At 41.2% G+C, this 24,898-nt stretch carries 20 protein-coding genes, 12 tRNA genes, 2 rRNA genes and 1 pseudogene; 6 read left to right on the plus strand and 29 right to left on the minus strand.

Translation table 11 applies throughout. The annotated features are described in order from the left end of the window. Positions 1-86 precede the first annotated feature (86 nt). The 3 genes from ACFQZ9_RS24570 to ACFQZ9_RS24580 all read right to left on the minus strand — a co-directional run bounded on the left by ACFQZ9_RS24570 (position 87) and on the right by ACFQZ9_RS24580 (position 1,906). A tRNA-Ala gene (locus tag ACFQZ9_RS24570) sits at positions 87-162 on the minus strand. A 10-nt stretch (positions 163-172) separates the two neighbouring features. Then, positions 173-249 (minus strand) — tRNA-Ile (locus ACFQZ9_RS24575). Between the two features lie 107 nt (positions 250-356). Next, a 16S ribosomal RNA gene (locus ACFQZ9_RS24580) occupies positions 357-1,906 on the minus strand. Positions 1,907-2,356: 450 nt separating this feature from the next. Between ACFQZ9_RS24580 and ACFQZ9_RS24585 the strand changes: the two genes are divergently transcribed. Both ACFQZ9_RS24585 and ACFQZ9_RS24590 read left to right on the plus strand, forming a co-directional pair. Further along, entirely contained in the window at positions 2,357-2,674 is a 318-nt protein-coding gene (locus tag ACFQZ9_RS24585) for a hypothetical protein (protein ID WP_198313850.1), read from the plus strand. A 369-nt stretch (positions 2,675-3,043) separates the two neighbouring features. Continuing rightward, positions 3,044-3,874, plus strand: coding sequence for a 3D domain-containing protein (locus ACFQZ9_RS24590; protein ID WP_498946038.1), 831 nt, complete (start codon positions 3,044-3,046; stop codon positions 3,872-3,874). A gap of 122 nt (positions 3,875-3,996) precedes the next feature. Here ACFQZ9_RS24590 and ACFQZ9_RS24595 read toward each other — a convergent pair. From ACFQZ9_RS24595 to ACFQZ9_RS24615, 5 genes and pseudogenes are all read right to left on the minus strand, one after another. Next, positions 3,997-4,524, minus strand: a pseudogene (locus ACFQZ9_RS24595) (ABC transporter permease); the annotation flags it as partial. 95 nt (positions 4,525-4,619) lie between these two features. Continuing rightward, entirely contained in the window at positions 4,620-5,942 is a 1,323-nt protein-coding gene (gene ftsZ, locus ACFQZ9_RS24600) for a cell division protein FtsZ (RefSeq protein WP_498946039.1), read from the minus strand. A gap of 428 nt (positions 5,943-6,370) precedes the next feature. Continuing rightward, the gene (locus ACFQZ9_RS24605; protein ID WP_498946041.1) at positions 6,371-7,852 is read right to left on the minus strand and encodes a sodium:solute symporter family protein; all 1,482 of its coding nucleotides are present in this window, start codon (positions 7,850-7,852) and stop codon (positions 6,371-6,373) included. Next, on the minus strand, positions 7,849-8,052 hold the full coding sequence (locus tag ACFQZ9_RS24610) for a DUF3311 domain-containing protein (RefSeq protein ID WP_198313857.1): 204 nt from the start codon (positions 8,050-8,052) through the stop codon (positions 7,849-7,851). The genes ACFQZ9_RS24605 and ACFQZ9_RS24610 overlap by 4 nt, the downstream gene beginning before the upstream one ends. A gap of 80 nt (positions 8,053-8,132) precedes the next feature. Next, positions 8,133-9,347 (minus strand): amidohydrolase, encoded by a 1,215-nt coding sequence (locus ACFQZ9_RS24615; RefSeq protein WP_498946042.1) that lies wholly within the window; start codon positions 9,345-9,347, stop codon positions 8,133-8,135. A gap of 152 nt (positions 9,348-9,499) precedes the next feature. Here ACFQZ9_RS24615 and ACFQZ9_RS24620 point away from each other — a divergent pair, with 152 nt between their 5' ends. Continuing rightward, positions 9,500-11,605, plus strand: coding sequence for a helix-turn-helix domain-containing protein (locus ACFQZ9_RS24620; RefSeq protein WP_498946043.1), 2,106 nt, complete (start codon positions 9,500-9,502; stop codon positions 11,603-11,605). 137 nt (positions 11,606-11,742) lie between these two features. Here the strand turns inward: ACFQZ9_RS24620 and ACFQZ9_RS24625 are convergent, their stop codons facing one another. From ACFQZ9_RS24625 to ACFQZ9_RS24655, 7 genes are all read right to left on the minus strand, one after another. Continuing rightward, a complete protein-coding gene (locus ACFQZ9_RS24625; RefSeq protein WP_498946044.1) occupies positions 11,743-12,462 on the minus strand; it encodes a LutC/YkgG family protein in 720 nt (239 codons plus the stop codon). Further along, a complete protein-coding gene (locus tag ACFQZ9_RS24630; protein WP_498946045.1) occupies positions 12,462-13,892 on the minus strand; it encodes a lactate utilization protein B in 1,431 nt (476 codons plus the stop codon). Before ACFQZ9_RS24630 ends, ACFQZ9_RS24625 begins: the two co-directional genes overlap by 1 nt. Before the next feature lie 28 nt (positions 13,893-13,920). Further along, positions 13,921-14,637, minus strand: coding sequence for a (Fe-S)-binding protein (locus ACFQZ9_RS24635; RefSeq protein ID WP_498946046.1), 717 nt, complete (start codon positions 14,635-14,637; stop codon positions 13,921-13,923). Between the two features lie 200 nt (positions 14,638-14,837). After that, positions 14,838-15,572: a FadR/GntR family transcriptional regulator gene (locus ACFQZ9_RS24640; RefSeq protein ID WP_498946047.1), complete on the minus strand. Its 735-nt coding sequence runs from the start codon at positions 15,570-15,572 to the stop codon at positions 14,838-14,840. 353 nt (positions 15,573-15,925) lie between these two features. Further along, entirely contained in the window at positions 15,926-16,726 is an 801-nt protein-coding gene (locus ACFQZ9_RS24645) for an N-acetylmuramoyl-L-alanine amidase (protein WP_498946048.1), read from the minus strand. Next, positions 16,726-17,328: a YARHG domain-containing protein gene (locus tag ACFQZ9_RS24650; protein ID WP_498946049.1), complete on the minus strand. Its 603-nt coding sequence runs from the start codon at positions 17,326-17,328 to the stop codon at positions 16,726-16,728. Before ACFQZ9_RS24650 ends, ACFQZ9_RS24645 begins: the two co-directional genes overlap by 1 nt. 150 nt (positions 17,329-17,478) lie before the next feature. Beyond that, the gene (locus ACFQZ9_RS24655; protein ID WP_498946050.1) at positions 17,479-18,675 is read right to left on the minus strand and encodes an MFS transporter; all 1,197 of its coding nucleotides are present in this window, start codon (positions 18,673-18,675) and stop codon (positions 17,479-17,481) included. Between the two features lie 439 nt (positions 18,676-19,114). Here ACFQZ9_RS24655 and ACFQZ9_RS24660 point away from each other — a divergent pair, with 439 nt between their 5' ends. Continuing rightward, positions 19,115-19,654 carry a CBO0543 family protein gene (locus tag ACFQZ9_RS24660; protein ID WP_498946051.1) on the plus strand — a complete coding sequence of 180 codons (540 nt, stop codon included), beginning with the start codon at positions 19,115-19,117 and terminating at the stop codon, positions 19,652-19,654. 232 nt (positions 19,655-19,886) lie between these two features. Further along, on the plus strand, positions 19,887-20,261 hold the full coding sequence (locus ACFQZ9_RS24665; RefSeq protein ID WP_498946052.1) for a nucleotide excision repair endonuclease: 375 nt from the start codon (positions 19,887-19,889) through the stop codon (positions 20,259-20,261). 76 nt (positions 20,262-20,337) lie between these two features. Here ACFQZ9_RS24665 and ACFQZ9_RS24670 read toward each other — a convergent pair whose 3' ends face one another. Next, positions 20,338-21,051 carry a YukJ family protein gene (locus ACFQZ9_RS24670; RefSeq protein ID WP_498946053.1) on the minus strand — a complete coding sequence of 238 codons (714 nt, stop codon included), beginning with the start codon at positions 21,049-21,051 and terminating at the stop codon, positions 20,338-20,340. A gap of 254 nt (positions 21,052-21,305) precedes the next feature. Between ACFQZ9_RS24670 and ACFQZ9_RS24675 the strand changes: the two genes are divergently transcribed. Then, a complete protein-coding gene (locus ACFQZ9_RS24675) occupies positions 21,306-21,551 on the plus strand; it encodes a DUF2164 domain-containing protein (protein ID WP_498946054.1) in 246 nt (81 codons plus the stop codon). A gap of 59 nt (positions 21,552-21,610) precedes the next feature. On the opposite strand, the gene ACFQZ9_RS24680 is transcribed toward ACFQZ9_RS24675, so the two are convergent. From ACFQZ9_RS24680 to rrf, 13 genes are all read right to left on the minus strand, one after another. Then, a complete protein-coding gene (locus ACFQZ9_RS24680) occupies positions 21,611-22,492 on the minus strand; it encodes a PhzF family phenazine biosynthesis protein (RefSeq protein ID WP_498946055.1) in 882 nt (293 codons plus the stop codon). A 204-nt stretch (positions 22,493-22,696) separates the two neighbouring features. Then, positions 22,697-23,488 (minus strand): GNAT family N-acetyltransferase, encoded by a 792-nt coding sequence (locus ACFQZ9_RS24685; protein WP_498946056.1) that lies wholly within the window; start codon positions 23,486-23,488, stop codon positions 22,697-22,699. 254 nt (positions 23,489-23,742) lie between these two features. Continuing rightward, positions 23,743-23,816: transfer RNA gene (locus tag ACFQZ9_RS24690), tRNA-Asp, on the minus strand. Between the two features lie 5 nt (positions 23,817-23,821). Beyond that, positions 23,822-23,895 (minus strand) — tRNA-Met (locus tag ACFQZ9_RS24695). A gap of 13 nt (positions 23,896-23,908) precedes the next feature. Beyond that, a tRNA-Ala gene (locus ACFQZ9_RS24700) sits at positions 23,909-23,981 on the minus strand. A 22-nt stretch (positions 23,982-24,003) separates the two neighbouring features. Beyond that, positions 24,004-24,080, minus strand: a tRNA-Pro gene (locus tag ACFQZ9_RS24705). An 8-nt stretch (positions 24,081-24,088) separates the two neighbouring features. Further along, a tRNA-Arg gene (locus tag ACFQZ9_RS24710) sits at positions 24,089-24,165 on the minus strand. 32 nt (positions 24,166-24,197) lie between these two features. Continuing rightward, positions 24,198-24,286: transfer RNA gene (locus tag ACFQZ9_RS24715), tRNA-Leu, on the minus strand. A gap of 4 nt (positions 24,287-24,290) precedes the next feature. Beyond that, positions 24,291-24,365: transfer RNA gene (locus ACFQZ9_RS24720), tRNA-Gly, on the minus strand. Positions 24,366-24,400: 35 nt separating this feature from the next. After that, a tRNA-Leu gene (locus ACFQZ9_RS24725) sits at positions 24,401-24,485 on the minus strand. Between the two features lie 104 nt (positions 24,486-24,589). After that, positions 24,590-24,665 (minus strand) — tRNA-Val (locus ACFQZ9_RS24730). A gap of 40 nt (positions 24,666-24,705) precedes the next feature. After that, positions 24,706-24,780: transfer RNA gene (locus ACFQZ9_RS24735), tRNA-Glu, on the minus strand. Between the two features lie 42 nt (positions 24,781-24,822). Further along, a 5S ribosomal RNA gene (gene rrf / locus ACFQZ9_RS24740) occupies positions 24,823-24,898 on the minus strand; the annotation flags it as partial.

The raw sequence follows: 24,898 nt of genomic DNA on the forward strand, positions 1-24,898 counted from the left end.
TTAGAGAGAAAAACTAAAATGGCGATTACTCGGTTTTTACTTGGTTACTTCTTCTTACGATTATCTAGTTTTCAAAGAACAATTATTGGTGGAGTCTAGGGGGATCGAACCCCTGACCTCCTGCGTGCAAAGCAGGCGCTCTCCCAGCTGAGCTAAGACCCCATATAGAGAATGGTGGGCCTAAATGGACTCGAACCATCGACCTCACGCTTATCAGGCGTGCGCTCTAACCAGCTGAGCTATAGGCCCCCACTATAAAGGATTATTAAATTCAAAGAGAGATTAAACTCTCAAAACTAAACAAACAAGAAACTGTCAACCTTTTTATCAGTCCATGAGGACTGCATTATCCTTAGAAAGGAGGTGATCCAGCCGCACCTTCCGATACGGCTACCTTGTTACGACTTCACCCCAATCATCTGTCCCACCTTAGGCGGCTGGCTCCTTACGGTTACCCCACCGACTTCGGGTGTTACAAACTCTCGTGGTGTGACGGGCGGTGTGTACAAGGCCCGGGAACGTATTCACCGCGGCATGCTGATCCGCGATTACTAGCGATTCCGGCTTCATGTAGGCGAGTTGCAGCCTACAATCCGAACTGAGAATGGTTTTATGGGATTGGCTAGGCCTCGCGGCTTTGCTGCCCTTTGTACCATCCATTGTAGCACGTGTGTAGCCCAGGTCATAAGGGGCATGATGATTTGACGTCATCCCCACCTTCCTCCGGTTTGTCACCGGCAGTCACCTTAGAGTGCCCAACTGAATGCTGGCAACTAAGATCAAGGGTTGCGCTCGTTGCGGGACTTAACCCAACATCTCACGACACGAGCTGACGACAACCATGCACCACCTGTCACTCTGTCCCCCGAAGGGGAAAGTCCTATCTCTAGGAGTGTCAGAGGATGTCAAGACCTGGTAAGGTTCTTCGCGTTGCTTCGAATTAAACCACATGCTCCACCGCTTGTGCGGGCCCCCGTCAATTCCTTTGAGTTTCAGCCTTGCGGCCGTACTCCCCAGGCGGAGTGCTTAATGCGTTAGCTGCAGCACTAAAGGGCGGAAACCCTCTAACACTTAGCACTCATCGTTTACGGCGTGGACTACCAGGGTATCTAATCCTGTTTGCTCCCCACGCTTTCGCGCCTCAGCGTCAGTTACAGACCAGAAAGCCGCCTTCGCCACTGGTGTTCCTCCACATCTCTACGCATTTCACCGCTACACGTGGAATTCCGCTTTCCTCTTCTGCACTCAAGTCCCCCAGTTTCCAATGACCCTCCACGGTTGAGCCGTGGGCTTTCACATCAGACTTAAAGGACCGCCTGCGCGCGCTTTACGCCCAATAATTCCGGACAACGCTTGCCACCTACGTATTACCGCGGCTGCTGGCACGTAGTTAGCCGTGGCTTTCTGGTTAGGTACCGTCAAGGTACCGGCAGTTACTCCGATACTTGTTCTTCCCTAACAACAGAGCTTTACGACCCGAAGGCCTTCATCGCTCACGCGGCGTTGCTCCGTCAGACTTTCGTCCATTGCGGAAGATTCCCTACTGCTGCCTCCCGTAGGAGTCTGGGCCGTGTCTCAGTCCCAGTGTGGCCGATCACCCTCTCAGGTCGGCTACGCATCGTCGCCTTGGTGAGCCGTTACCTCACCAACTAGCTAATGCGCCGCGGGCCCATCTGTAAGTGTCAGCCGAAACCGACTTTCAGCTTTTCCTCATGAGAGGAAAAGGATTATCCGGTATTAGCTCCGGTTTCCCGAAGTTATCCCAGTCTTACAGGCAGGTTGCCCACGTGTTACTCACCCGTCCGCCGCTAACCAACAGGAGCAAGCTCCTATTGATTCGCTCGACTTGCATGTATTAGGCACGCCGCCAGCGTTCGTCCTGAGCCAGGATCAAACTCTCCAAGAAAGTTGATTTAGCTCATTTGTTACGTTGGCTCATGTTCTCTATATAATAGAAGAAACATGATTATTATTGTTTGTTGACGTTTTTGTTTGTTTAGTTTTCAAAGAGCAATTTTTAAAGCAGGATATTAATATATCATCTTGTCTTCAGCGTGTCAATTATTTTTTTAAAAATAATTTCCGCTTGAATCAGCGACATTTACTATCTTAACAGAAACAATTAAACATATCAACTATTTTTTGAAGTTTAATATTTTCTGTCAGTGACAAGAAGTAATATTACTAGATTACTTCACTTATGTCAACGGTTTATAAATAACTTATTCCCATTCTTAAGAACCTGCTATGATGGATAATAGGATTGGGTCTCGATGTAGGTATAAGGACCAAAGGAAAAAAGTAGGATTTACTTTCCACTCTCCTATCTTAAAATACATAATGGAGGTAAGATACCATGGTTAAAAAAGCTATCATTCTTGTTGTGCTCTCATCCATTTTAGTAGCATTACTATTCGTTAAAGTTCACACAGCCGATCCTGTTAACAATTCAATTTCTAAGGGAAACGGTTCCTCTCTGTACATTACAAAGGAATACAAGATTACCAATATTAAAGGGAATAACTACTACGGAAAAGGCGATAACGGGACAGGGATTCGTTTTTCTTCTAAAAACATCGTTTCGGGAGAAAAGATAAAAGTTCATGATGAGGTCTTATGTTATTTTGAAAAGGATAATTTGGGCAAGGGCATCGTAAAAGTGGAGAAAAAGTAATGTTTCCAGATGCCCCCTTGAATCATACCTGGATACGTCATTGATCAATAACCTATTATATAAACTTAATGAAAGAAAGGGAAATTCGTTTGTAGAAGAATACCCTTTATTTTTTTTGCCTATTTAATCGCTCTTCGCTCCAAATTCTCAATAAATTTATCTTTATCATTCCTATTTCCTTCAATTGGACTTTTGCATTGAGAGCCTTCAAAAACCACCACTTTCCGATTATTCAACTATTTCCGACATATTATCGCAATATAAATGCCACGATGGTAATCGAATTAACATCTCTCTGTTCTTTGTTTCAGAATATTTCATGTTACGATTATGAAAACTTAGCAACCAAAGAAAACGGAGGGTAAAAGAATGCTTAAAAAAATTATATCATTGATAGCAGTTGCTGTACTCTCAGTAACTGTAAGTGCTAATGTGTCAGCTGCAACGATTACTGTACAAAAAGGGGATACCCTATGGGATCTATCACGCGTACATAATACATCAGTAGAAAACATTCAAAACTGGAACCATCTTACTACAGATCTTATCTATCCTGGCGATAAACTAACCATTGCAGAAGAGAAACATTATACGGTTAAACAAGGTGACACATTATGGGACATTGCCATGAATTATCATACATCTGTTTCGCTAATTAAAGAATGGAACTATTTAAATACCGATCTCATTCATCCTGGATTAAATCTATTAATCTATGATGGCTTAAATACAAATAACACGGCTGTAACAGAAAAAACAATGAACCTTGCACTACAAGAATCTAAGGAAAATGCACCTGTTTTTAAAACTCAATCAACACAAAAGGAAAGCGCACCAGCGGTAAAAGCTGCACCTGAACCTAAAGAAAGCGCACCAGAAGTAAAAGCTGAAGCAAAAAGTGATTCAAGTTCTAAAGAAATTACCGTGAAAGCTACAGCTTATACAGCCTCATGCGAGGGGTGTTCCGGCATTACAGCAACTGGAATGAACATTAAAGCAAATCCAAATCAAAAGGTCATCGCCGTTGACCCAACTGTTATCCCACTTGGCAGTAAAGTTTATGTAGAAGGTTATGGGGAAGCGATCGCTGGAGATACTGGCGGAGCGATTAAAGGAAATCGAATTGATGTCTTTATCCCTTCTGAACACGATGCAATCAATTTTGGGGTAAAACACCTAAAGGTAACCATATTAAACTAAAACATATTAAACAGCTTATTTATAGTATACCCATTATTATGCAAAACACTGCAACTCTTTTATGTACCAAGGGTTGCAGTGTTTTTTATTTACCAAAAATAATCTAGTAAAGATTCTAGTATCTATGTCCGTCGCATATAGGCACGGACCGTGATGGGTGCAAAGATTGCTAAAATTACTGCAGCTCCAATAAGGGATATTGTAAAATCCCAACCAAATTTTCCATTGTTGGCAAGATTACGGACGACCGTTACAAGATGTGAGATTGGGTTCATCTTCACAAACCATTGGAGCCAGTCTGGCATTGTCTTAACCGGCACAAAAGCATTAGAAAGAAACGTAAGCGGGAACAGGGCAAGCATTGATATCCCCTGAACACTTGAAGCAGTACGTGCAATCACAGCGAAAAAGGCAAAGATCCAGCTGATGGCCCAGGAACATACAATGACAAGCACCCCTGCAATGAAAACGTTACCCAGTCCACCATCCGGACAATAACCCATGATATACCCCATGGTAAAAGTAAGTACGGTCGCAATGGTATACCTGATTGTATCTGCCAACAACGCTCCCGCCAGCGGAGCAATCCGCGCAATCGGAAGCGACTTGAACCGGTCAAATACGCCTTTATCCATATCCTCACGCAGCTGACTCCAGTAACATTGGAAATACAAAAAACGCTCATCCTGAGCGTTTTTTTGTATTCATTGATTTGGAGCAGATCCTGCGGCTTCTTAAAATGAGATTAGGTTCGTCTCCTTCGATTGCGCAAGAACGATGGAATATCCAAAGGGTCTTTTGTCTGCTCGTTGTATCGGTCATAATTTTCTTTTTGCGGTTCGGAGTACCGATCATAATCTTCCCGCGGAGGTTTGGAATATCGGTCGTAATCTCTCCTCGGAGGTTCGGAATATCGGTTGTAATCTTCCCTAGGAGGTTCCGAGTATCGGTTGTAATCTTCCCTAGGGGGTTCCGAGTATCGGTCATACTCTTGAACGGGTTCACTTTGGTATCTCGGCTCACGTGGTCTGCGCGGTAACCTATGTTCCCTGTGATATGTATCAGATATTTCTTCCACGGAAGGCAGGGAAGGCGTTTCTACAACGGTTTCCTCTTCCTCATTGAATCCAGTAGCAATGACGGTTACAATGATTTCATCTTGTAAGTTTTCGTTAATAACCGACCCAAAAATCATATTTAATTCCTCATGAGAAGCATCAGCAACGATATCGGCTGCTTCCTGTACTTCAAAAAGACTTAAATTATTGCCGCCCGTTATATTCATGATCACACCTTGCGCTCCATTGATGGAGGTTTCCAGTAGCGGGCTATTCAAGGCTTTCCGAGCAGCTTCAGCCGCACGATTACTCCCAGTGGCAATACCGATTCCCATTAGGGCAGTCCCTTTATGAGACATGACCGTTTTTACATCAGCAAAATCTAGGTTGATTAAACCAGGCACAGCAATTAAATCAGAAATCCCTTGAACCCCCTGTCTGAGGACATTATCCGCTTCACGGAAAGCTTCCACCATGGGGGTCTTTTTATCTACAATCTCCAATAAACGGTCATTGGGAATAATGATAAGGGTGTCCACCGCTTCCCCGATGGCATTAATTCCGATCTCAGCGTTTTTTGAACGTTTTAGACCTTCAAATTTAAACGGACGGGTAACAACCCCAATTGTTAGAGCGCCAAGCTTACGGGCAATTTTTGCAATAGCCGGAGCTGCCCCTGTACCAGTCCCGCCGCCCATCCCAGCTGTAACGAAAACCATGTCTGCCCCTGCTAAAACCTCTTCGATCTGCTGTTTGCTTTCTTCGGCGGCCTTTCTTCCTATTTCCGGATTGGCACCAGCTCCTAACCCCCTTGTCAAGGCCCCGCCGATTTGCATTGTAATCTCGGCTTTTGATTGATTAAGAGCCTGTGCATCGGTATTAACAGCAATAAATTCTACACCCTCCACTCCAGCCTCGATCATTCGGTTCACGGCGTTGTTTCCTCCGCCGCCAACACCAATGACTTTGATTGTAGCGAATTGGTCGAAATTGTCATCAAATTCTAACATGATGATTCCTCCTTTATCCAAATTCATTTGATTTTTCCCATTAGTATTGCATGATAGATCTTTTATCTAATTTAAATTTTCCGTCTCTTATTGGTGTTTAGTAGATTAGGAGGTCCAAGTAAAGTTTCTAGAATGACTCTTTGACCATTAAACATGATGTAGTTTTAAGTCTACTTAACCTGAATTTTATTGTCTAGTTAAGATAAACCTATTCAAGAGGGGGAAAAAATGAGGAAAAATGCACACTTCTTATTAATAAGATTTACCTAACCTCATTTTTTTTCAGAGAAAAATAGAGTGAGAAATGAAAAAGCAGAAGGTGATTTTATCACCTCCTGCTTGACCTTTGAACGTCGCACCGATTCACAAAGCTGAATTTCGTGCCGCTGAGTAATCTTTCATACAGAATTGTTCTATGTTATTCATGCTTAAACAGATTGAGCTTCGTCTTTTACAGATGATTGAACGACTTTGCTTCTTGTAACTAGACTTACGATAATCGTAGCAGAAACATTTACAATAAGAGCGATAATCCCCGTGTTTAATTCTTGAACTGCTTGCGGCAAAGATGGGAACAATGTACCAATCGAGGCCCCGGTAATGGTAACATAACCTACGACGAGCACTCCTACAATCATTCCGACCGCAGCCCCCTGCTTCGTAACAAAGTTATTCTTCATTAAACAAGCGATCAGCGCCGGGAATAATTGTGTAACAAAACTATAGGCCATCAAAAGTAACGTAACAATTCCGTCTCCGCCATTTAGAGTAAAATAGACTGAAATGAGGGCGATGACAGGAACGAACGCTTTTGAAAGAGTGGATACTTGCTTATCCGATGCGGATGGAATCATCACTTTATACACATTTTTCGCCAGTGCACTAGAGGAAGTCATTAACATCATCGATCCAGGAACTAATGCTGTTAATAAACCTGCTGCCCCGATGACTCCGACAAACCATGGATCAAATGTTTGAATGGAAATTTTAAGCAGAGCAAGATCGGTTGCAGGTCCCTCTAAACCAGGAACTTGACCGATTGCGGCAAAACCGACAAAGAATACGAAAAGCAGCATCACAACATAAAGCGGTGTAAATATTGCGTTCTTTCGAATCGCTTTTGCACTCTTGGCCGAAAACGCAGAAACGAATATATGAGGCCACATGACCGCACCAAATACAGTCATAATAACGGTAGAGATTAACCAAGACATGCTTAATCCTTTATCAGGTATCGTTAAAAATCCCGGATTGGCCGCATTAATTTTCTCAAACATTGGCTGAATTCCGCCGTAATAGTGAAAAGGAATATATAAGCCGATAAAAACAACGATCCCAAAAATCATAATATCCTTAACAACTGCTGTCCAAGCAGATCCGTGAATACCAGAAATCATGACATAAATGGTCACGGAAATGGCTGCAATCCAAATCGCAACAGTTGGAGAAATGGTTCCATAGGAAGCTTCTGAAACAATAATCCCAAGCCCTTTTAATTGAAGGACAATATAAGGGATCATGGAGATCACACCGATAAAGGTTACAAGGACCCCAAGATATTTGCTTTTGTACTTACTAACAAAGAAGTCGGATTGTGATACTGCATTATGGTCTTTTGCATACTTCCAAATAGATGGAAATACCCAGTAGATTAAGACATAGATAAGACTTAAATAGGCGAGAATATAGAGAGCAGGTCCTCCTTTTCCATAGGCCCAGGAACTTGCACCAAGGAATGTAAACGTCGTGAAGGATTCACCCGCCATTAAAAGAAAGACAAAGATTGCACCAAAACCTCGTCCACCGACTGCCCACTGCTCAAGGTTCATATCCTTTCCTTTTCTCGCTTTGATCCCTAAATAAAGTGCAAAGACTAGAAACCCAAAGATTACCAAAAGGGCTGAATTCATCCTATATCACCTTCCTTGTTCGCTGGGTCAAGTTTATAGACGATTGCTAATAGGACTGCTGTCAAAATAACCCAGACAATCACCCAAAAAAACACAAATGGTAATCCGAAGATATATGGTTCTACCTTGTTTACAAATGGCAGAAATCCTAACATTCCAAGAAACGGAAGTAAGGAAAGTAGCGCAATAACAGGTTTCATTAGTATTCCCCCTCGTAAAAAAGTTGAACGCCAGGCCCCCTGTGGTTGGTAAACCCTAGGGGGACGCTTTTCAAATCATTCTAGGATTCCTGCATAACTAAACTAGATTGTGCTGAAGAATGTTCTGAGAGATAATCCATAACTGCACTGATGAATAGTTTTCCAATATCCAGCATGGCCCGCTCATCCACATCAAACTTTGGATGATGATGCGGGTAGGTAGCATTGATTTCAGGGTTAGCCCCGCCGACCCATACGAAAGTTCCCGGCACCTTTTTCACATAATAAGCAAAGTCTTCCATTCCCATCATTGCTTCCATATGGTGGACATTGCTTTCCCCAAACAAGGAGGTCGCTAATTTTTCCATTCTCTTCGTTTCCTCTGGGTGGTTCCAGACGGCAGGGTAGCCTCGCGTGTATTTGAAGTTGGCAACTGCACCAGATCCTTTGCAAGTGGACTCGACCACTTGTTCCATTTGTTCCTCGATCATATCCCTTACCTCTTCATCAAACGTCCGAACGGTTCCGATGATGGTCGCTTTATCAGGGATTACATTAAAGCCGCTTCCACTATTAAATGCACCGACTGTAACCACTGCTGTTTTAACAGGATCCACTCGCCTACTAACAATTTGCTGCAAATTCATGACAAGCTGGCTTCCAGTCACAACAGGGTCAACAGTTAAATGAGGTGTCGCGCCATGACCGCCTCTGCCTTGAATCTCAATTTCAAATGTATCTCCACAAGCACAGATGTAGCCTTCTTTAACGCCAATGATTCCATAAGGGTGCATGGAAGAAACGTGTGCTCCAAAAATCACATCTACTCCCTCTAAACAACCGTCCTCAACCATTGATTTTGCTCCGCCAGGGATCACTTCCTCAGCAAACTGATGAATGAACACAACATTCCCTTCCAATTCGTCTCTCACTTCACTTAACACCTTGGCAACACCAAGCAATGCAGCAGTATGGAGATCATGACCACATGCATGCATCACTCCAGGGACCTTGGATTTGTATTCAACATCTTTTTCGTCTTGAATCGGCAAGGCATCAAAATCAGCCCGCAATGCGACGGTTTTCCCTGGTTTACCACCCCGGAGCAATCCCGTAACCCCTCTTCCTCCCACTCCTGTTTTCACTTCCAAACCTAAGTTGGTTAAAAAAGTGGCTACTTTCTTCGGTGTATTCACCTCTTGAAACGAAAGCTCGGGATTCATATGAAGATCCCTTCGAATATCAACCATTTCTGAATAAAGTTTTTCCAGTTTATCAAAAAGCTGTTCTTGCATAAGTAAACCTCCTTTTAGTAGACTGCATAGCAAATAATCTTCATACTTTTCAAAATCTTATAAAAAGTATAAAATGATTTTAAAGCGTTTTCAATGTAGGTATTTACCGATTATCCCCAATTTTATGTAGGTATTTACACCAGGAGGTTCCTATGGAAGTGATAAAGCCAGCTCTATTCTTTTTAGATCATGTAATAAAAGAAACCCCTTTTCAAATTTGGGCAGGTCAACAGCATGATCAAAAACATATTTATAGTAACGGCATCGAGATTCCTCTTTCACCGCCATTTTTTTCCCTATCCAAACCACTTAAAAACTGTACGATAAACAGGCAAAACGGGAAGACCATCCTCCATTTTTTATATCCGGAAGAGTTTCATATCTGTCTTTGCATTTTTAAAGAAAATTTGCTACTGCCTGACGAAACACTCAAACAGCTTCACTATTATTTTTATCCTTTATACAGTCAAGAGTTGATTCAAAAGCGGGATCACGAATGGAGAATGGTGATGGAAACAACGAGGTCAATCAATTCATCCATTAATACGGAAGAAGTGTTAACAAATATCGTTCGAAATGCCATCAAGGTGATCCCTGCAGCAGATGCAGGGTATTTACAGCTATTTGACGAGGAGCGGGAACGATTGGTTATAAGGGCCGCTGTTGGTTTTAATGAACATATTAACCTTTTCCAGCCCAAAAATGGTGAATCGATTACGGGAATGACTTTTCTTGATGGAAAGACGAGAATTTACCATTCTCGAAAGGAAATCTTAGCTTCGATGAGCAAACAAAAGATTTCAGAAGAAAATTACCATCATATTATGTCTTCTTCCAATGACCATTTTCTTAGAGGAGGAATTTGTGTAGCGGTTTCCGTTGGAGAAAAGCGAATTGGCGTCATGATGGTGCACCAATTTTTCACTGAAGGAGGCTTAACAAACCGGGATATCGATTTATTACAAGGGTTTGCTGACCAGGCAGCCATTGCCATTCAAAATGCAGCGCTTTTTACCGAAATAAAGAATAATATTGCTGTGCTGACAGAACTAAGCGAGCAGTTGACAGAAAAAAATGCGTTGTTAAATAAACGTACTCAAGTTCATGAAACATTAACACAAATTTCATTAAAAAATAAAGGGGTTAACACCATTATTTCGGAATTAGGCAACATGATGGAATCCCCCATTGCTTTTTATGACTGCACGGAAGATGAATTTTTTTGCAGTCATCGAAGCCAGCGCTACATCTTTAATGAGGATGAAATAAAAAAAATCATTCTTCCAAATCAAGGCCCTCGCTATACCGAAGTTCAGAGCACTGAAAATGGCTCTTATTATCTCTATCCGATTCATAATGGTACGGCCTTTTTAGGGTCCCTAATTGTATCAGCTACTAATCCGCTGAGCAAAATGGATATCGTAACGATTGAACAAGGAAGTGCGATCCTTTCATTAGAATTAGTAAAAAAACATACGTTGACAGACATTTACTACAAAAAAACCCATGAATATTTTACTGCAATCATAAAAAATACAAATCCCGATTCGCTCTATGAACATGCAAAAGATCTTGGACTCATTCCATCCTCCTATCTTTGTGTTGCCTTATTTGAAATAAAAACATATCCTGACTTGCAACTTTTGGAAGCAAATATTCACCGCTTAGTTTCATTTATTAAAAAAGGCTTTCCAGAGCATCATTTGTTAATCTATGGTTTTCACAATAAAGTCAATCTTCTCATCTCTACCGATCATCCAGCACCACAAGCAAATATAACAGAAAGACTCGCAAACCTAATCAGAATTTGGGGAAATAAGGATGGATTAGAAGTATCGGTTGGGATTGGTTCAACCTATAAAGGAATTGAATATATTTCAAGGAGCTATGATGAAGCAGAAAAAGCACTCGCGTATTTAGCCAATCGGAGCGAACAGAAGATGATTCATTATGAAAACATTGGGGTAAACCGCCTATTTATCCATCAGCAGCCACAGGAAATTGAACGTTTTTTAGAGGAAACATTCGCTCAGCTTTTGTCAGAAAAGAACTATCATGAACTAGAACAAACACTCCTTACCTATATTCAACTGAACAAGTCAGCTATCGAAACAGCTAAAAAGCTTCATATTCATATTAATACGCTTTACAAGCGGTTAAAAAGAATTGAAGAACTGTTAAATGTTGATTTTAATAATCCAGAAGATAACCTAAAAATTCAATTAGCCTGCCACCTGAGGAACTTCGTACAAGCTTAATAAACGAATAGGTCTTATTGGCGAGGGGGAGCATTCTTTTTTCCATTGCTCAGTCTCCCACTACGCAACCTGAAGGAGTCGCTATAATAAAAGAAAAAGGGGCCGTGTCCATCTAAGGAGCGGCCCCTCATCAAAAATTATAAATCATTAATCACAATATAAGTAGCCTTTATCGGACCATGAACGCCGACAACCAGATTCAACTCAATATCGGCCGAGTTACTAGGGCCGCTAATAAAATTGATGCAGGACGCCACATGTCCGGTCTCCTGATAAATCTCCCGCATTTTCACAGCCGCTTGCGTCGCCCTTGGAACAAGAGTACTTTTTGGAATCAACATAATCGATGTCGCCGGTAAAAAGCTGACTGTTCTGCCCTTGTCCTTGTCACTAAACAAGACCACTGTTCCAGATTCAGCAAGGGTTATTTCACTAATGGTAATGCCGACATTGGCGTTTTCTGCTTTATGAACATTCTCTTCGCCTAATTTATAATCCCATTCAAACACATCAATCTTCTCAGAAGGCCACTTCTCCTTCATTAGGGAATTAAGCCCCCACTTCGAGAACCGTTCGTCTTTCCACGTCACAACCGGGCCGCCCCCATATTCAGCGACTACATCATTTACAACCTCCGGCAGCCCTTTTAAATCGGTTGTAAAAATCTTCGTATGGATTTTCTTACAATGCTCCTTTAGAATCTCCAGCAGCTCATCCTGCGTTGCATCCTTCAACACCTCATATTGAGGCTGGTATTTCCAGTTCGGCTTTTCAACCGGAGCGGAAATTCGCGGCCGGTTGAGCTGACTTGCAACTTGATTTAAAAATTTATCTCGATTATGGATGGTGCCATTCATCATTTTTTGTCTCCTTTATCGCGATTTTTAAACCAATCCCTGAATCTCTCTTTATTCGGGGCCGGGAATTCTCGAATATCCGTCCAAGCTTTAAGCGGTCCCGGTCCTTTGGAGATTTTATCCCCCAAGGTAAATGGAGACATCGCAGCAGGCGCAATTTTTGAACCAATTTTATAAAGAGTTGGAGAAGCAGCTCCAAAACCAAAGGCCTTCATTAATAATTTTTCGGAAACAGGTGCTTTGCCTTCTTTTTCAACAATCACTTCACGGTGTTTATGCAGCAGGTTGTGCAGCGGAATTTTCACCGGACATACTTCTGTACAGGCACCGCAAAGGGTAGATGCATACGGAAGCTCCTTGTATTCATCATAACCGCCCAAGAGTGGCGTGAGGACAGCACCGATTGGTCCTGGATAAATGGAACCATAAGAGTGACCGCCAATATGACGATACACCGGACAAACATTAATGCAGGCAGCGCAGCGGATACATTGTAATACCGACTGAAATTCACCACCAAGAATTTTCGATCTACCATTATCGACAATGACCAAATGGAATTCCTCTGGACCGTCAACATCCAATTCCTCCCGAGGTCCGGTCAATACAGTAATATAACTGGTCAGCTTTTGCCCTACAGCATTTCTTGTTAACAGGCTGACGAGTACTTCCATTTCCTCAAAGGTTGGCACAATCCGCTCCATCCCCATGACGGTAATTTGCGTTTTCGGCAGCGCAGTGACTAAATCAGCATTTCCTTCGTTTGTAACGAGGCTGAAGGAACCTGTCTCAGCCACCGCAAAGTTACAGCCTGTTATCCCGATATCCGCCTCCAAAAATTTATCACGGAGGGTGACACGCGCTTGATAGGCAAGTTCTTCAGGCTTTGAGGTGTTCCGATACCCTAATTTCTTTTCAAAAACTTCGCGAATTTGTTCTTTGTTTTTATGCAAGGCAGGTACAACGATATGGGACGGCGGATCATGATCGTCAAGCTGGAGAATATATTCACCAAGGTCCGTTTCAACGACCTCACAGCCTTCCTCCTGCAGCATTCCATTTAAGCTGATTTCTTCTGTTACCATCGATTTGGATTTGACAATTTTTTTTGCCTTTTTCTTCTGGACAACACTTCGAATATATTCATTTGCTTCTTCCTTTGTTTGTGCGAAAAAGACGTGCCCGCCGCGTCCCGCAACATTTTCACTCAACTGCTCCAGGTAATAATCCAAATACTCCAGAACATGCTGCCGAATTTCTTCACCGTGATTGCGCCAGTCTTCCCAGTTGCTCATTTCATCCGTTGTCACCGCCCTGCGCTTCAAACCCATTCCGTCCTGTGCACCAGCAACTGCACCCCGCATGAATTCATCGTGTATTCCATGATCCACACGTTCCTTAAACTGATCCGTGCCAATTTTCATTGCCATAGGAAATCCCCCTCCATTTTTTTCAAAATTAACGGCTGTTTAATACTTCCGCAATATGCAGCACTTTTACCGGTTTCCCTAGCCGTTCCATCCTGCCGCCGATATTCATCAAACAGGCTGCGTCCGCCCCCACCAGGTACTGTGCCCCGGTTTCTTCGACGTGCCGGACCTTCTCATCGACCATCTGCTCCGAAATTTGTGCCATTTTAACTGAAAAGGTGCCTCCAAATCCGCAGCATTGCTCTTTACCAGGTAATTCGGTGAACGTTATGCCTTTCACATTTTGTAATAAAATCATAGGTGGTTCTTTAACACCTAGTAATCTGGTCATATGGCAGGAAGTATGATACGTTACATTGCCTTCAAATCTAGCACCGACATCTTCTATTTTTAAAATCTCGACAATAAATTGGGTCAATTCATAGGTTTTGGCTGCTAATGCCTTTGCCTTCGGCTCCCATACAGAGTCGCCTGCAAAAATATGAGGATACTCATGGAACATAAACGCACATGAACCAGATGGGGAAACTACATATTCAGCGTCACGAAACGCTTCAATCATCCGTTTCATCGCTTCTTTTGATTCCTTCACATAACCGCTGTTGTAAGCAGGCTGGCCACAGCAGACTTGCGATTCCGGGAATTCTACTTCACATCCAAGCCTTTCAAGCAGTTCAACTGTTGCCTTGCCAACATTGCCTTGGAACATATCAACGATACAAGTTGCAAAAAGAGTAACCTTCATTTTTCTCTTCCTCTCAAAATATAAATTCTTTCTCCGTGTCTGTTTAAAATAAGTTAACTGGTCATCTGATGACTTGATAATTATATTGTAAATCTTACACCAAAAGTAGTAAGTTAGAAAAGGGCTTTCAAGAAGAAAATTCTTTTTGACCTGGTTGGAAAATGCAAAAAATAGGGTTCCAGCTATCTAGAAACCCTATTTTACTCCCCATTAAATTTTGTTGTATGTTGGAAATACTTCCCTAGAATAGCATCTACATTTTCAAGGTGCTTCAGCATGCTGGTCCTTGCTGCCTCTTCGTCCTGTGCTTTGATGGCTTCATAAATGGCCAAGTGCTCCTTATATAACTGCTCAAGTGTTGTTTCGTTTGAAAACAGCCAAACCCTGCGCGTTTCCCTCATCGTTTCTACCATCAGCTCAGAAACATGGTTCATTAAATTCAGCAATAATCGGTTTTGAGCAGCTTCGGCAAGCGCCATGTGAAACTGTAAATCTGCCGTTTCACCAAGTTCCTCATCACCTTTTGCTTCAAGCATTGCTTCGAGGGCAGCCTCCATCATCATTAAATGCTGATCGGTTCTTCGCTTTGCTGCAGCAACTGCAGTCCCGCTTTCAATAATTTTCCGTACCTCTACTAATTCTGCAATATCTTCCTTGTTCATTAAGATAGCAGTTGATAATGGAAAAGCAATTTGATCTTTTTCAAATTCCTTTATGTACGTTCCTTCACCCTGCTTCAACTCGACAAGTCCCATTGCTCGTAATGAGGTTAATGCCTCACGAATAGCCGAACGTCCTACCTGAAAATTTTCCGCAAGCTGCTGTACAGAGTCAAGCTTATCCCCGGGTTTAAGCTGTCCAGACCGAATCAATTCATAAATGGCCTCGGCAACCTCTTCATATATTTTTTTAGGTTTGATTTTTTTGTAATTCATTCCAGTGCCCCTTTATCATTCATCAACTTTGACACGCACTATAATTATACCTATTTTCATAAGATTTGCATCTACTTCTGAATTTGATGGGAAATTTCTGTAAAAAACTTAGTGAAGAATATTGTTCTTTCCTTGGATGGCTAGGGGTATTTGTAACAGGATTGGATACATCAGCAAATGTTTTTTCGCCAAATTGCAAATGATTACCGGCAAGAACTTACTTTAACGGAAACTGGGGTATTTATGTAGAAAAATAATGGGGTTGTGAAGGGTTAAACATTAGAGAAGTGCTCATAACACTTCTCCCTGCAACCTTTACCGTTCTCTAATAATTCATGTGGTGCCAGGTACGATCATGAATGACGGACTGACTCCCTGAAATCGACAATCCCACGAGCAACATCTTTCATTAAAAAGGTGAGATAGGTTTCATTCGAAAGGTTTTTATCCTCGATTGGGTTTGTCATGAATCCCATTTCAATTAAAACCGCTGGGACTTGAGACCAATTGGTGCCAGACAAATCATCACGAAAGGAGATACCATTTACTTTGACATCCCGATTTTCCTTTACATCATCCACAATCAATTGGGAAGCCTTTAAACTATCCTTGTAGATGGTTTTCGTATAAGGATTCTTGCTTGAAGGGGTTAGAATCGAAAAGCCTCTGACACTCCGATCGGTTGACCCGTCCGCATGAAGACGAATAAACAAGGCCGCCTTATTCACATTGGCTATTTCAGCCCTTACTTTATTACTTACATTCACATCGTTCGAGGTTCGTGTATACACGACTTTGAAGCCTTTTTCTTCTAAGATTGCACCTAAAATTCTAGAAGCCTTTAATGTCAGCTTATATTCAGGTGTACCAGTTGTGATCCCCCTAGTTCCTCCCGTTACTTTCGTTTTTTCCAGGTTTGCCCCCGGTCCGATTTTTTCAGTTGATAAATCAGCCTTTTGCTGGTGACCAGGGTCAATGCAGATGACAAGCGGTTTCCTTTTTGGCTTCGCCGTGATCGGAGGTGCCGTCTTTTCCTTTTTTTCAACCCTTGCTGGGGGTTCTTTTTTTTCAACCGCTTGAAAACAAACAAATGTGGTCAGAACCATCACAAGGATGAGAAGAATGGAGCCATATTTCTCAAAAAAGCGGATCACTATAGACTATCCTCTCTTGCCTTGATGGTGGTTACATTTTGTCTTTCTACATCATTTAATGAGCCATCAAAGGAAGGGTTTGGATGATACCACGATTTCCCTGAAAAATACGTTTGCAAATCCTTCGATTTAAACACGTAGCCATGACGGGCGTAGATTTCATTTCTGGCTAAACGAAGCTGCCATTTTGGTAAAATATCTATGTCGTCTAAGCTCAGCAACCTCTTATTACTAGTAGGCACAATATAATCGGAAGAAGAAGGTTTTGAACTTTCTGGCGAAAGGTTACTAGATTCATTTTTATTTTCTGTTGCTTTCTCTGTTGATGGATCAATCTTTTTGGCTGCTGTAACACTAGTTTTTGTTACTGGCTTTTGCAAGCCTTTAACTACGAACGGAGTGACACTTACAACAGCCAGCATCCCAACAATGGATCCAACGGCCACTATTTTCTTATTTTTCGAACGAGATTTCTTTTTTTCCACACGCGAATTAGGGGTTGGCGATATATTCTTATGATCTGTTGTGATTCTCGAACCGCAGTTCGGACAGAATCCACTAGATTTGTTAACTTTTCTACCACAATTACTGCAAGAATTCATGAAATCATTCCCCCATCTATTAAATATTCCTAGAAGGACATAAAAAAATCTATAATCATAGTTATTATAGAACAAAAAGAGGGTTCATTTTTTGCAAACAGATTAAGTTGATGTGACATTTGAACCAACTCCAATCCCATTTCTCCCCCATTATTGTTTTTCCATCCTAAATTCATGACGTTTAAATTTTAGCATCGCTACAATTCCTAGTATCGGTCCGATCGCTAATAGGGAAAAGACCCATTCCCAACCTACAAACCTCTGAATAATCGGAATGAGATTGATAGAAAAAATAGTAATTAAAAATCCAATACACATTTGAAACGTAAGGGCCGTCCCTACATACTCTACTTCGGCCACTTCCGAAACGGCCGCTGAAAATTGTGCGGAATCTGCAATCACGGACATCCCCCAAATAATCGATAGAATAAAGGTTAGCCAAATAAACCCACCATATGTAAATCCAATTAGAATGGAGCAGATTGCACTGATTGACATGGATACAATCGTTAGATTTGACCTTCCGATCTTATCAGATATCAGTCCACCTAAAACAGAACCCATTCCACCTGCAATACCGATTGAAAGAAAGGAGGACAATGAAATAACCCAGTCCGAAACTTCTGGGGAATAACTTTTAAAACTGGCAGCCAAAAAAATGGGAAGCCATGTCCACATCGCATACAATTCCCACATGTGTCCAAAATAACCATAGTTTGCGAGCATGACTGGTTTATTCGTTACTACCTTTTTGATTAATTTAAAAGAGAAAGGCACTTTCTTCGGTTCTGCTGGTGCATCCTCTAAAATCCACTGGACCATGATGGCTGCTAATAAGGACAATATCGAACTACAAATAATTACTATACGCCAGTTTAACGAAGAAAAAAACATCACGACAAAATGGGGTAACGATGACCCCAGGGTTAAAGCGGCAATTAAGATCCCAATGGCGAGCCCGCGTTTTTGGGGGAACCACTGTGATAATATTTTTACAGCAATTGGGTAAACACCGGCTAGAGTGGCTCCCGTTAGGATCCTAAGGAAAATACCAATTAAAGCATGATCAGCTAGAATTAACAACCCATTCAATAGGGAGCCGAGAAGGGCCGAAATCGCAAAAATGGCTCGAGGATTAAAACGATCCGCGATACCAAAATACGAACTAAATAAGGCTCCTATTACAAAACCGATGGGTACAGCTGCAGATAACCATGCTTCTGAACTCTCCTTAAGGTTCCAAATGTCCATGAGTTCAGGTGCAATCACGGAAGCGCTAAACCACAGGCTTAATGCAAATAATTCTGACAATCCAATCCAAAGTAAAGCTCTCCAAGAACCGCGCATTTCTAGTTGCCCTCCAATCTGTTTAGATTATTCTATTTTACTAAATATGGACGCACAAAACGACAAACTTTGACGGTTTCCTATTTAATCAAACGTTTGATTAAAACCACCTCAAAGCCTTTTGGAAAACGAACATGTTCTAGTTTCCGGGGAAATTTTTTGTCGATATAATCGTTCCGTTTCTCCCTGTTAATCTCCCAAACTATCAAAAACTAGCATATTCCCGCATATTTTGACCAGTTCTTACAAACCAGCCTACTAATCAAACGTTTAATTAGAATCCGGAAATAGATTGGTAAATAAGGATTTCCCGCCTCACTTTGGTAAAAACATTGTCAAAATGCGTAGAAAGGGTTCCTCCTCATTAAAATCTGAAATTATTTTCCTTATTATGGGCATAATAAAATGGTATATTGACTGGGACTTATAGGAGGACGCTATGGTTCATGAACTATTTAAATACTTCCCTTTACTATTTTCAATCATACTTCTTGTTGCAGCAATCATATTTGCCGATTGGAAAAATTGGAGGGGATATTACCCAACCATACTATTTGCCATTAGTGTAGATTTTTTTATTGCCATCATTACCAATAAACATTCACTCTGGCTCTTCCATAAATCTTTTTTAGTTCCCAATCATACGATAGCTGATTTTTTTATTGCTTATACCAATATCCCCCTCATCATACTAATTTTTCTTTCACATTATCCAAACAATACTCAATTATTTAAACAATTCTCTTATATTTTTGTTTGGAGTATTTCATTTACGGTCATTGAGACCATTTTTTTATTGATGAAACTAATGTCTTATCACAATGGATGGAACTTTTGGTGGTCATTCATAGTTTGGTTCTTTATATTTATTAGTCTCAAAATTCATCAAAGAAATCCCTTATTTGCATGGGGGATCTGTTTTATATGTACGATCTTTCTCATTTTTTATTTCCAAATACCGATTTTAAAATTGAAATAATGATGAGGTTTTACAGCGGAATTGTTGATATAATCAAAAAAGTGTTGATATCCGTCTAAAATTTGTTGATACATCCTTAAATTGTGTTGATATCTACTAATAGTGTGTTGATAATCGACAAAAGAAGCAGTTAAACTCGGCAACAACCCCAAAAACTTGAAAATAACTGCTACCTAATGTATTTTGAAGAGAGCTAAAATTACGTTTTACCTCAGAATAGGAAGTGAAGTTTATGATAAAAATTGAAATACCAAATCCTGATGTTGTACTAACGAAACAAAAACAGTTAGGTGAAAAAGTAGAAGCCGTGATTAGCAGTGAATATGGTTTTACCGACTATCATCGAATTCCTCGTGATAAAGGCGGGATCATCTTGCTTTTTAACGCAGAAGATGAACTGCTATATGTCGGCAAAGCACGGAAGCTGCGTCCAAGAGTAAAGAAACATTTTGAGGATACCGTTTCCCCGATAAAATTGCACCGCGATGAAGTGTATAAAATTGCCGTTTGCATCGTCGAAGATCCGACAGAAAGAGAAATTTACGAAACCTACATCATCAACAAGCAGCACGCCAAATACAATATTGACAAAGTATTTTATAAATAAATTCCGTCCACATCAAATCACCTTGCACCATAAGTGCAAGGTGATTTTCCTTATAATAGGTGGATCTCCAACTAGATCAGTACGAAGATTGTCGATTGTTGCTGAGGTTACCAGCGTTTAAATGATTGCATTCCTTTACAGATTTAACTGCATGTCCATTATCATCCGTACACCAGGATTGGGATTGGAAGGCTAAAAAAATCCCTGCCCATCGATTCTCTTCAGTAAAATGAATAAGGATCCCACCGTCTTGCCAGATTCCATCATCATTTTTCCAACGACCCACATTCCCCTGATTCATATGAATATCATGGATCCCGTTACCAGGTAAAAAGTGAAAATATTGATCCGGCTCATCCTCCTCCGGTCCCCATCTCTCACCATAAGCATAAAGAGTTGCACTTTTTTCCATGGCTTCCTTGATGTAGTACTCTACTTTTTCTTTTAAATCATTATTGAGACCGGGTTTAAAAGGCGGAAGGGCAACCATATCCTTGGGATCGAATAATCCCCCGCGAATATAGTCGAGGGCAATTTCCTGATTGTCGTTCGTGATGGGAATAAATCCAGAAGGGAGTGATGGCAATTTTGTGATTTGTTCGGAGTTGAAATTCTCGCTGACATAGTAAAGAACTTCCGAGGGGCGCGTTCCTGATTGAATGTTAACCGCGATTCGATAATTCGTCTCTTGGTCATCTTTAAGATGAATTTCAAAATGAGGCTTTCCGGAGCGACCGATGGCAGTGTTCACAACTCTTCCTTTTAAAACGGTATAATTTCGTATAGGCATTGGCAGATCCTCCTCTAGTATATTTACTAACTTGATTCTATTTTAGGTCATACTCTTTTTCCTCACCACATTCTATTTCCTTATTTTTCTATTACAGGGTTCATACTTTTAGATTAAATTAGCGTTCCACGCCTAATTCAGCAGTCCATTCCGATTGAATATCCGTGTACATATAATTTTTTAAAAAAACAGCCTGTAAATGACCATCTATCAATTGTATAGTTACGTTAAGACTTTTAAAGGAGTGTTCTCAAATGTTTATGAAATTAAAAAAAGAGCAACAAGAATTAATGATTTCCGAGATTCAATATTTCTTTTCTCAAGAAAGAGATGAAGATATCACTGAATTTGCTGCAGAAAGAGTATTAGATTTCGTTAAGGAGAAGCTCGCTCCTCACTTTTATAACGCCGCAGTCTTAGATGTTAGACATGTGGTTGAACAGCAGTTTTCTTCTCTTGAAGATGAAATCTTAACACTGGAAAGACCGATCAAAAGATGATGATGCAGAGTGGAAAAATGATTTTCCACTCTTTGTACGGTTGATTATCAAAAAAACGACTACACCAACCATTCACCCTGAGCGATTTTTTCTACCCTACCACCTACAGAAACACTAATTTTCCCTTCAGCATCACTTGCCTTTAAAAACAATAAAGAAGGCCGATTCATTTCATATCCTTGTTCGACGCGCAGATCAATTTCATTTTTTTCAAAAAACCTGTACTTAACCAGGTAACCGGCTAAACAACCGTTCGAGCTTCCTGTAGCCGCATCCTCAGGAATCCCATAATATTCTCCAAAATCACGAACATTCACATCATTTTCAGAATGATAGGCTTCAGGTGAAAAAACCAGGACCGCTTTTGCATCCGTATGTTCAATTAGCTCAAAGTATTTTTCTTTGTTGATCTTTACTTTTTTAACAGCATCTAAAGAGGTTAAAGGTACTATGATCACTGGGAGACCAGTGGAAACCTCCTGGATAGGATATTTTGCATTTATGTATTCTTTATCAATATTTAAAACTTCAGCAACTTTATCAGCTTCTAAAACTTGACCGAAAGTTGGTTCATTTTGCTTCATCCAAATCACTTCTTCCTGAAGGTCGAAGGAAACGGGGATCTGACCAGCTTTAAAATTCAACATAAGTTTGTCCGTAGGTTCTGCTAGAATATCATTTTTAATAATATACGCCGTACCCAATGTCGGATGGCCTGCGAAAGGAACTTCTTCATTCGGTGTAAAAATCCGAACATCATATCCCCCGTTATTTTTCACATTAGATAAAATAAAAGCCGTTTCAGAATAATTCACTTCCTTGGCGATTTGCTGCATCTCCTCACCCGATAAATTTCCAGCATTCTTAAAAACAGCAAGTTGATTTCCTGTATATTTCCCTTGTGAAAAAACATCCACAATTGAATAATTAATTTTCTTCAATTTCGCTTCACTCCTTTATTAGTAGTGCGTACTTAGAAACTCATTAATCCCCGCGTTAATCTTACTAGCATATGAGTTTTTCCGAAGCTTGAATTGATATAGATTCTTTCAACCTCAAACTTTAATAATTGAAGATAATTTTCATAGTGTTGAGAAAGTTTTCTTTTTCCTTCCGGGCTTTCCGATAGAACACCTCCGTTTTACTCAATAGGTATACATCATCCAAAACCCAATATCCTCAAAGCCAATCCGCTTATAAATCGCTCCCGCTTCTGGGTTATCGTAGAACAAACAAAGTTCTTTTCCTTCGCTTAAAAGTTGGCTGCATAGCTTAAGCATACACTTGGTTGCATATCCTTTTTTCTTATAGTCTTCTAACGTTGCGACCCCTACAACCATTGCGGACAATGAATTTTCTGCAGCTGTTGATGCAGTGGAGACCATTTTTCCATCGTCTTCTAGAAAAAATGACCGGGAACTGCCGTCTTTCAATTCACGAATTTTTCTATCCACCGTGATAGTTGAATTGCAAAACTCTGGAATAGAGGTTAATAATAAAACAAGATCCGCTGCATCCGTGGGAGTTGCTTGTTGAACATTTGCAAAATCAATATTCGTAGTTTCAACATTCAATTTGGTGCACTTAGCATAATAGGTTTGTCTTTTCCTTTTATATGGTTGAGGCAAGTAAGGCTCCATTTGTTCTGTGATTTCCTTAAGTCCAGACATCATCTTAAAAGCAGGATCTTTAGACATGATCTCGGCAAATCCTCTGGCATTAAAAGCTGCTGTCGAAAATGGTATATAGTTTTCCTCATACTTTAACAAGACAGCAATCAATTCACCGCTATCATTAAACTCTCCCCAAAGCTTTTGAAACTCTTGTTCGTACCCATATGCTTCAATGTCACCAATAATAAATAAGTTTTCCGCAGGCCTAGCCTTTAGGAAATTAAGACAAACGTTATGATCATTTTTATTTAGCCTTCTAATCATAGTACTCCTCCTTCCAATTGCAATTTTAACCTTCATTATGACGAAAAAAATAGCTTCACAAATACTTTATCAATTCAGTTTTCTCTCCTAATTCTATTATAAATAGTGTGCAGTAACCTAAAAAGCCGTAACCAATCAAGGTTACGGCTTTTTTAAAGTTATCTTTTTAATTTTAGTAGAGGCGTTTCCTCAGGCTCCCGAGCCACACAAAAAATCTATATCAACAGTAGTTATATCCTACTGGGGTAAAAGTACGGTCCGGACGGGACTCGAACCCGCGACCTCCTGCGTGACAGGCAGGCATTCTAACCAACTGAACTACCGGACCATATATTGCGGAGGCAGGATTTGAACCTGCGACCTTCGGGTTATGAGCCCGACGAGCTACCAGACTGCTCCACCCCGCGATAATAAAAGGAATGGAGCCTAGCGGGATCGAACCGCTGACCTCCTGCGTGCAAAGCAGGCGCTCTCCCAGCTGAGCTAAGGCCCCATGGTTATGAATATATTTTGACTGGTCGGGAAGACAGGATTCGAACCTGCGACCCCTTGGTCCCAAACCAAGTGCTCTACCAAGCTGAGCTACTTCCCGAAACAATATGGCGCGCCCGAAAGGAGTCGAACCCATAACCTTCTGATCCGTAGTCAGACGCTCTATCCAATTGAGCTACGGGCGCATTATGAAAGTTATTTTGCATGCACAAAACACTGGTGCCGAGGACCGGAATCGAACCGGTACGGTAGTCACCTACCGCAGGATTTTAAGTCCTGTGCGTCTGCCAGTTCCGCCACCCCGGCAAATTGGAGCGGAAGACGGGATTCGAACCCGCGACCCCCACCTTGGCAAGGTGGTGTTCTACCACTGAACTACTTCCGCATAATTGAAAGTTATTTTGCTATCACAAAAAACTTTGGTGCGGGTGAAGGGAGTCGAACCCCCACGCCTTGCGGCGCCAGATCCTAAGTCTGGTGCGTCTGCCAATTCCGCCACACCCGCATATATAATTAAAAAGTGAGCCATGAAGGGCTCGAACTTGCTCTACCAATTGAGTTAAAACGGCACGTTTATTGAAGATTATTTTCACTTTCGAGAAAAAATCATGGTGGAGGATGACGGGATCGAACCGCCGACCCTCTGCTTGTAAGGCAGATGCTCTCCCAGCTGAGCTAATCCTCCAATATAATGGTAATTATTTTTACTGTCGTAAAAATAATATTGGTGACCCCTACGGGATTCGAACCCGTGTTACCGCCGTGAAAGGGCGGTGTCTTAACCGCTTGACCAAGGGGCCAACTATAAAATTCGGCAAAATAATAGCCCCTATAGGGGCTTAGCCTGGCAACGTCCTACTCTCACAGGGGGACAGCCCCCAACTACCATCGGCGCTGAGAAGCTTAACTTCCGTGTTC

Source organism: Neobacillus sp. GCM10027624, assembly GCF_042675345.1.
Taxonomy (GTDB): Bacteria; Bacillota; Bacilli; order Bacillales; family Cytobacillaceae; genus Neobacillus; species Neobacillus cucumis_D.

Excerpts from the sequence above, each read along its gene's own strand:
- ACFQZ9_RS24585 (WP_198313850.1), top strand. The coding sequence starts at position 2,357 with ATGGTTAAAAAAGCTATCATTCTTGTTGTGCTCTCATCCATTTTAGTA.
- ACFQZ9_RS24590 (WP_498946038.1), top strand. The coding sequence starts at position 3,044 with ATGCTTAAAAAAATTATATCATTGATAGCAGTTGCTGTACTCTCAGTA.
- ftsZ (WP_498946039.1), bottom strand. The coding sequence starts at position 5,942 with ATGTTAGAATTTGATGACAATTTCGACCAATTCGCTACAATCAAAGTC.
- ACFQZ9_RS24605 (WP_498946041.1), bottom strand. The coding sequence starts at position 7,852 with ATGAATTCAGCCCTTTTGGTAATCTTTGGGTTTCTAGTCTTTGCACTT.
- ACFQZ9_RS24610 (WP_198313857.1), bottom strand. The coding sequence starts at position 8,052 with ATGAAACCTGTTATTGCGCTACTTTCCTTACTTCCGTTTCTTGGAATG.
- ACFQZ9_RS24615 (WP_498946042.1), bottom strand. The coding sequence starts at position 9,347 with ATGCAAGAACAGCTTTTTGATAAACTGGAAAAACTTTATTCAGAAATG.
- ACFQZ9_RS24620 (WP_498946043.1), top strand. The coding sequence starts at position 9,500 with ATGGAAGTGATAAAGCCAGCTCTATTCTTTTTAGATCATGTAATAAAA.
- ACFQZ9_RS24625 (WP_498946044.1), bottom strand. The coding sequence starts at position 12,462 with ATGAATGGCACCATCCATAATCGAGATAAATTTTTAAATCAAGTTGCA.
- ACFQZ9_RS24630 (WP_498946045.1), bottom strand. The coding sequence starts at position 13,892 with ATGGCAATGAAAATTGGCACGGATCAGTTTAAGGAACGTGTGGATCAT.
- ACFQZ9_RS24635 (WP_498946046.1), bottom strand. The coding sequence starts at position 14,637 with ATGAAGGTTACTCTTTTTGCAACTTGTATCGTTGATATGTTCCAAGGC.
- ACFQZ9_RS24640 (WP_498946047.1), bottom strand. The coding sequence starts at position 15,572 with ATGAATTACAAAAAAATCAAACCTAAAAAAATATATGAAGAGGTTGCC.
- ACFQZ9_RS24650 (WP_498946049.1), bottom strand. The coding sequence starts at position 17,328 with ATGAATTCTTGCAGTAATTGTGGTAGAAAAGTTAACAAATCTAGTGGA.
- ACFQZ9_RS24655 (WP_498946050.1), bottom strand. The coding sequence starts at position 18,675 with ATGCGCGGTTCTTGGAGAGCTTTACTTTGGATTGGATTGTCAGAATTA.
- ACFQZ9_RS24660 (WP_498946051.1), top strand. The coding sequence starts at position 19,115 with ATGGTTCATGAACTATTTAAATACTTCCCTTTACTATTTTCAATCATA.
- ACFQZ9_RS24665 (WP_498946052.1), top strand. The coding sequence starts at position 19,887 with ATGATAAAAATTGAAATACCAAATCCTGATGTTGTACTAACGAAACAA.
- ACFQZ9_RS24670 (WP_498946053.1), bottom strand. The coding sequence starts at position 21,051 with ATGCCTATACGAAATTATACCGTTTTAAAAGGAAGAGTTGTGAACACT.
- ACFQZ9_RS24675 (WP_498946054.1), top strand. The coding sequence starts at position 21,306 with ATGTTTATGAAATTAAAAAAAGAGCAACAAGAATTAATGATTTCCGAG.
- ACFQZ9_RS24685 (WP_498946056.1), bottom strand. The coding sequence starts at position 23,488 with ATGATTAGAAGGCTAAATAAAAATGATCATAACGTTTGTCTTAATTTC.